This is a genomic window from Dietzia sp. DQ11-38-2 (genome assembly GCF_014145055.1).
In the GTDB taxonomy this organism is placed as follows: domain Bacteria; phylum Actinomycetota; class Actinomycetes; order Mycobacteriales; family Mycobacteriaceae; genus Dietzia.
In genome coordinates this window covers 1-6,239 of the sequence record NZ_JAALDW010000506.1, presented here as the reverse complement: position 1 = coordinate 6,239, position 6,239 = coordinate 1, and the positions used below count along the sequence as shown (strand labels likewise).

General features: G+C 69.5%; 4 protein-coding genes. 1 reads left to right on the top strand and 3 read right to left on the bottom strand.

The annotated features are described in order from the left end of the window. Window positions 1–62: 62 nt before the first annotated feature. Window positions 63–2,858 carry a pyruvate dehydrogenase (acetyl-transferring), homodimeric type gene (aceE, locus tag G6026_RS15885; RefSeq protein ID WP_107756152.1) on the bottom strand — a complete coding sequence of 932 codons (2,796 nt, stop codon included), beginning with the start codon at window positions 2,856–2,858 and terminating at the stop codon, window positions 63–65. Window positions 2,859–3,168: 310 nt separating this feature from the next. On the opposite strand from aceE, the gene G6026_RS15880 reads away from it, so the two are divergent. Then, on the top strand, window positions 3,169–3,603 hold the full coding sequence (locus G6026_RS15880) for a DUF3052 domain-containing protein (protein WP_182613743.1): 435 nt from the start codon (window positions 3,169–3,171) through the stop codon (window positions 3,601–3,603). Window positions 3,604–3,713: 110 nt separating this feature from the next. On the opposite strand, the gene G6026_RS15875 is transcribed toward G6026_RS15880, so the two are convergent. Further along, window positions 3,714–4,886 carry an RCC1 repeat domain-containing protein gene (locus G6026_RS15875; protein WP_182613742.1) on the bottom strand — a complete coding sequence of 391 codons (1,173 nt, stop codon included), beginning with the start codon at window positions 4,884–4,886 and terminating at the stop codon, window positions 3,714–3,716. Window positions 4,887–5,048: 162 nt separating this feature from the next. Continuing rightward, window positions 5,049–6,239: hypothetical protein (locus tag G6026_RS15870; RefSeq protein WP_206682037.1), on the bottom strand; the 1,191-nt coding region annotated here is incomplete at its 5' end.

Below are 6,239 nucleotides of genomic sequence, written 5' to 3'. Positions count from 1 at the left end.
TGCCTCGGCCCCCGGGGTGGCCGCCTCCGTGGCCCCCCCGGTCGCGGCGTCGGTCGCCTCGGTCACGCCACGCCGGGATCCGTCGTGGGCTCGGGCGCCGCCATGACATCGTCGATCCGGTAGAGACGAGCGGCCTCCAGAAGGGTGCGCTTGTCGATGCTGCCTTCGCGGACCAGACCGGCGAGAACCGCGACGATGATCGATTCGGCATCGGTGTTGAAGAATCGACGCGCGGCCGGTCGGGTGTCGGAGAACCCGAATCCGTCGGTGCCCAGGACGGTGTAGTCCCCGGGGACCCACCCACGGATCTGGTCCGGCACCGCCTTCTGGAAGTCGCTCACCGCCACCTTCGGCCCCTTGCTGGAGTCGAGTGAGGCGGTGACGAACGGGATGCGGGGCTGCTGGTCGGGGTGACGGAGTTCGTGGCGCTCACACTCGAAACCGTCCCGGGCCAGCTCGTTCCACGATGTGGCCGACCAGAGGTCCGCCGCGACGTCCCATTTCTCCGCCAGCTCTTTCTGGGCCTCGGCCGCGGCGTACATCGCGACACCCGAGGCGAGGATCGACGCCTCGTGCGTTCCCTTCTCCGCCTTACGGAAGCAGTAGAGACCACGGAGCAGTGCCTCGATGTCCAGGTTCTCGGGCTCGGGCGGCTGGGGGACGGGCTCGTTGTACAGGGTGATGTAGTACGAGACGTTGTGGTCGACACCATCGGTCTCTGTCTCGTGCGCCGCGCCCGGACCGTACATCCGCTCGATGCCCGCTCGCATGATGTGGACGAGTTCGAATGCCCACGCCGGATCGTACGAGAGGATGCCCGGGTTGGTCGCGGCGAGCAACGGCGAATGGCCGTCCATGTGCTGCAGGCCCTCCCCGGTGAGGGTCGTGCGGCCGGCGGTCGCGCCGAGCAGGAACCCGCGCGCGAGCTGATCCGAGGCGGCCCAGATGCTGTCACCGGTGCGCTGGAAGCCGAACATCGAATAGAAGATGTACAGCGGGATCATCGGCTCGCCGTGGGTCGCGTACGCGGTCCCCGCCGCCGTGAACTCGGCGACCGACCCCGCCTCACTGATGCCCTCGTGCATGATCTGGCCGCTGGTGGACTCCTTGTAACTGAGCATCAGGTCGTGGTCGACCGAGGTGTAGTTCTGCCCGTGCGGGTTGTAGATCTTCAGGGTCGGGAACCACGAGTCCATGCCGAAGGTCCGGGCCTCGTCCGGGATGATGGGGACGATCCGGTCCCGCAGGGACTCGTCCCGCAGGAGCTCCTTGCAGGTACGGACCAGGGCCATCGTGGTGGCCACCGGTTGTTTGCCCGACCCCTTGCGCAACGAGGCGAAGGACTCGATCTTCGGCACGGAGAGCGGGGTGAAGCTCTGGCGCCGCTCCGGCACGTGACCGCCCAGCGCGATCCGCCGCTCCAGCATGTAACGGATCTCCGGGGAGTTGGGCCCGGGGTTGTAGTAGGGCGGCAACGTCGGGTCGGCTTCGAGCTCTTCGTCCGTGATCGGGATGAGCTGCTTGTCCCGGAACTGCTTGAGGTCGTCCAGCGTCAGCTTCTTCATCTGGTGCGTGGCGTTGCGACCCTCGAAGTTCTGGCCGAGTCCGAACCCCTTGATGGTGTGCGCGAGGATCACCGTGGGTCGACCGGTGTGCTCGAGCGCCGCCTTGTACGCGGCGTGGATCTTCCGGTAGTCGTGGCCACCGCGGCGCAGCGCCCAGATGTCCTCGTCGGACAGGTCCTCCACCAACTTGGCCGTACGCGGGTCGCGGCCGAAGAAGTGCTCGCGGATCCAGGCGCCGTCGTTGGCCCGGAACGTCTGGTAGTCGCCGTCGGAGACGGAGTTCATCAGGGAGACGAGGGCGCCCTCGGTGTCCTTCTCGAACAGGGCGTCCCACTCGCGTCCCCACACCACCTTGATGACGTTCCACCCGGCACCGCTGAAATACGATTCCAGCTCCTGGATGATCTGCCCGTTTCCGCGGACCGGGCCGTCGAGGCGCTGGAGGTTGCAGTTGATCACGAAGGTGAGGTTGTCCAGTGCGTCGTTCGCGGCCACCTGCAGGGCTCCGCGCGACTCGACCTCGTCCATCTCCCCGTCGCCGAGGAACGCCCAGACGTGCTGTTGCGAGGTGTCCTTGATCCCCCTGTTGGCGAGGTAACGGTTGAACCGCGCCTGATAGATGGCGTTCAAGGGTCCGAGGCCCATGGACACGGTGGGGAACTCCCAGAACTCGGGAAGGGAGCGTGGGTGGGGGTAGGAGGGGAGGGACCGGCCCGGGTGGCTCTTCTCCTGTCGGAAACCGTCCAGGTCGTGTTCCCGGAGGCGCCCCTCGAGGTAGGCGCGTGCGTACATGCCGGGCGAGGCGTGCCCCTGGAAGAAGATGTGGTCCCCACCGCCGGGGTGGTCCTTGCCGCGGAAGAAGTGGTTGTACCCCACCTCGTAGAGCGGTGCCGCCCCCGCGTAGGTGGAGATGTGGCCGCCCACGCCGATGCCGGGACGCTGGGCCCGGTGCACCATGATCGCGGCGTTCCACCGGATCCAGCGCCGGTAGGTGCGCTCCACGGACTCGTCGCCCGGGAACTCGGGTTCGAGACTGGTGGGGATCGTGTTGACGTAGTCCGTCGAGGTCAGGGCGGGCAGGGGTACGCGCTGCTTGGACGCGCGCTCGAGGAGCCGCAGCATGAGGTAGCGGGCCCGCTCGGGGCCTGCCTCCGCGAGCATGCCGTCGAGTGAGTCCATCCACTCCTGGGTCTCCTCGGGGTCCGAGTCCGCGAGGTAGGACGCGACCCCCTCGCGGAGGACCGGCACATTGGTGGGTGCGGAACCATCTCTCGTGCCTACGGTCTCGGTCATGCGTCTCGTCCTCACTTCTGCGATACGTACAGCGGCGACCCGGTGGGGGCACCACACATGTCGGGGTGCAGTCTCCGGTCGACCGCGCGTACCGCGGGTGTGGGTTGGATCGCGTGGTCGGCCGGACACGGGCCGTCGTCGGCCCATGTCTCCCCCTGATTGTGCCCCAAAGCGTGATGCGGGACACGAGCCTGCGGTCCCGGCGACGAAATGGGCGGTTGTCGTTTCCCCTGGGAGGGTGCCCGGGTAGTGTTCCTGGTCAGCGAAAGACCAAGACGAACACACTCGGATTCGAGGGAGGAACACCACGGTGGTCGCCGCGGCGAACCAACAGGACGGGGCGGATCAGATTGCTGGTCAGCTCGAACTGACGAAGGACATGCTCGTTCAGGAGGTCGGATGGGATTCCGACTGCGACGAGTCGATCAGTGAGGCCGTCGAGGACGCCGTCGGGTCGGAGCTGTTGGAGGAGGACACAGACGAGATCGTCGACGCCGTGCTGCTCTGGTGGCGCGACGGGGACGGCGACCTGGTGGACAGGCTGATGGACGTCGTGACCCCGCTCGCAGAAGAGGGCTCGGTGTGGGTCCTCACCCCCAAGACGGGGAATGCCGGTCACGTGGAACCCGCGGTCATCGCCGAGTCGGCCCAGACGGCTGGGATGCTCCAGACGCGTACCGCGGCCCTCGGGGACTGGGCGGGAAGCCGTCTGGCGTTGCGGAAGAACAGCATCCCGCGGAAGTGATGTCCCCCCGGGGGGTGGCGTCACCGTTCAGCGCGGTGCCCCCCCGGGGGGTGCCACGCCGTGACCAACGCGGGCGGCGGCACCGGAGGTCGACAGTCGAGCGGCGGCCCTCAGCCCGCGGGTTCGAGCAGGACAACCTCGCCGGACACCTCCTGCGCGGGTCCCGGCAGCGGTATCCGGTACGGGAGACGATCCTGGCTGGCATATGGCTCGACGCGGCGGTTACTGCCCCAGGCCCACAGACCACCGGTCTGGTCGATCCCGTAGGACGACGCGCTGCTCGCGCCGATCCACCGCATCGGGGGCACACCCACCACCTGGCGGGGTGTGGAGATGGAGAAGTCCTCGGTGTTGCCGTCGCCCAGGATCCCGTAGACGCTCCGGCCCCAGGCCCAGACGCGTCCCTCGGTATCCCGTGCGAGCGCGTATCTGCTCCCGGCCGCCACCTGGACGATGTCGGTCAACCCGTCGACCTTGACGGCCCGGGTGGTCTGTCCGCCGCGTGGCTCGACCCCGAGAAGTCCGTGGACGTTGTTGCCCCAGGCGCACACGTCGCCGCTGCCGGTGGCGATGATCCCGGCACCGCCGGGGTTGGCCACGCTGACGGCACCGGGTAGACCGCGGATGGTGCGGACCTCCGTCCCGTCCGGCTCTCCGAGAATCCGGGTGAGGTTGGTTCCCCAGGCCTGGATCTTGCCGTCGGAGCGGAGGGCCAGGGCGTTGAGCTGTCCGTAGGCGACCCCGATCACCTTCTCCACACGGGGGACAAGGGCCGGGGTGGGCTGCGCTCGGCTGCCTCCCTTCTCTCCTCCGGACGCGATGAACCCATCACCCCAGGCGACCACCGACCCGTCGGAACGGGTCGCCAGGAACGTCGAGCCCACGGCTTCCACGGACGTCACATCGTTGACGCCGGGGACCTTCTGCGGCCGGAGTACCTCCGGCGCTCCGGCCCCGACGCCGCCCAGGACTCCGAGATGGTCCACCCCGACCACCGAGACGGTCCCGTCCGGGTGGACCGCGGCGATCGCGTTGCGGGCGTCCGCCACCGAGATCACCTCCTCCCATCCCTCGATCGGACCGGGCGGGAGCGAGCCGCGGACGACGCTGCCCATCAGTACCGCCTGCCCCGGGGCCCGGGTCTCAGGGCTGGGTGAGGCCGAGGAGTCCGGGCACGGCGGCGCGGTCATGACCGCGCGATCGGCCGCGCTGCACCCGGTGACACCGGCGAGCGCCAACGAGAGCGCGACGGCCGAACGGACGGTCCTGAGGAGGTTCGCCATGACCGGATTCTGCGGTGGAGACGGACGGTTGTCCAGGGGCTTCATCCGCGCAGTACCGGGACGGCGCCGCGGTCACCCCGACGGTCCGGGGGTCTCCTGACCGGTCACCCCGGGGGCCGTCGTCCTCGGGATTGCCGGTGTTCGCTCGTCGAACGCCGGCCGTCAGCCCGCCGGTTCGAGCAGGACGACCTCGCCTGACACTTCCTGTGCGGGTCCCGGCAGCGGTACCTGGTACGGGCGACGATCCTGGCCGGCGTACGGCTCGACGCGGTGGCCGCCGCCCCAGGCCCACAGTTCACCGTTCTGGTCGATCCCGAAGGACGAGGTGCTATCGGCGCCGATCCACCGCATCGGGGGTACACCCTGCACCTGGAGGGGCTCCGCGGTCGAGGTGTCCTCGGTGCTGCCGTCACCCAAGACCCCGGAGACGACCCGGCCCCAGGCCCAGACGCGCCCGGCGGTATCCCGGGCGAGCGCGTAGTCGCTCCCGGCGGCCACCTGCACGATGTCGGTCAGCCCGTCGACCTTGACGGCCCGCGGACTCTGGCCGCCCCGCGGCTCGACGCCCAGAAGTCCGTGGACGTTGTTACCCCACGCGCAGACCTCTCCGGTGCTGGTGGCGATGATCGCAGCCCCGCTAGAGTTGGCGACGCTGACGGCCCCGGGGACGTCCCGAATCGTGCGCACCAGCGGCCCGTCCTGCTCACCGATGACCTGGGTGAGATTGATGCCCCACCCCTGGAGTTTCCCGTCGGACCGCAGCGCGAGCGCGTTGAGTTGCCCGGAGGCCACCTCGATCACGTTCTCGACCTTGGGGACCAGGCTCGGGGTGGGCTGGTTCCGCTCGTCGCCGCGGCGGCCCCCGCTCGCGATGAACGAGTCGCCCCACGCGATGACGGATCCGTCGGAGCGGGTCGCCAGGAACGCCCCGCCCACGGCGGCGACGGATGTCGCGTCCTGGATGCCGGGCACCGTGCGGGGCTGCTGGGTCCGCATGCCCCCGGCCACCGTGCCGGCCAGGAGACCCCGGTGATCCTCCCCGACCACCGAGACGGTTCCATCCGGGTGGACCGCGGCGAGGGCGGGGCCGGCATCGGCGACCGAGACGACCTCCTCCCATCCCGCGATCGGGCCGGGGGGGACCGTGCTCCCGGCGAGACCGCCGAGGAGTACCGCCTGTCCCGGGGCCCGCTTGTCAGGGGTGGGTGTCGCCGACGAGTCGGGGCACGGTGGCGCGGAAATGACCGCGCGGTCGGCCGCGCTGCACCCGGCGACACCGGCGAGCGCCAGCGAGAGCGCGACCGCCGACCGGACAGTCTTACGGAGATTCCCCATGACCGGATTCTGCGGTGG

Coding starts and splice junctions, on each gene's coding strand:
- aceE (WP_107756152.1), bottom strand. CDS start 2,858: ATGACCGAGACCGTAGGCACGAGAGATGGTTCCGCACCCACCAATGTG.
- G6026_RS15875 (WP_182613742.1), bottom strand. CDS start 4,886: ATGGCGAACCTCCTCAGGACCGTCCGTTCGGCCGTCGCGCTCTCGTTG.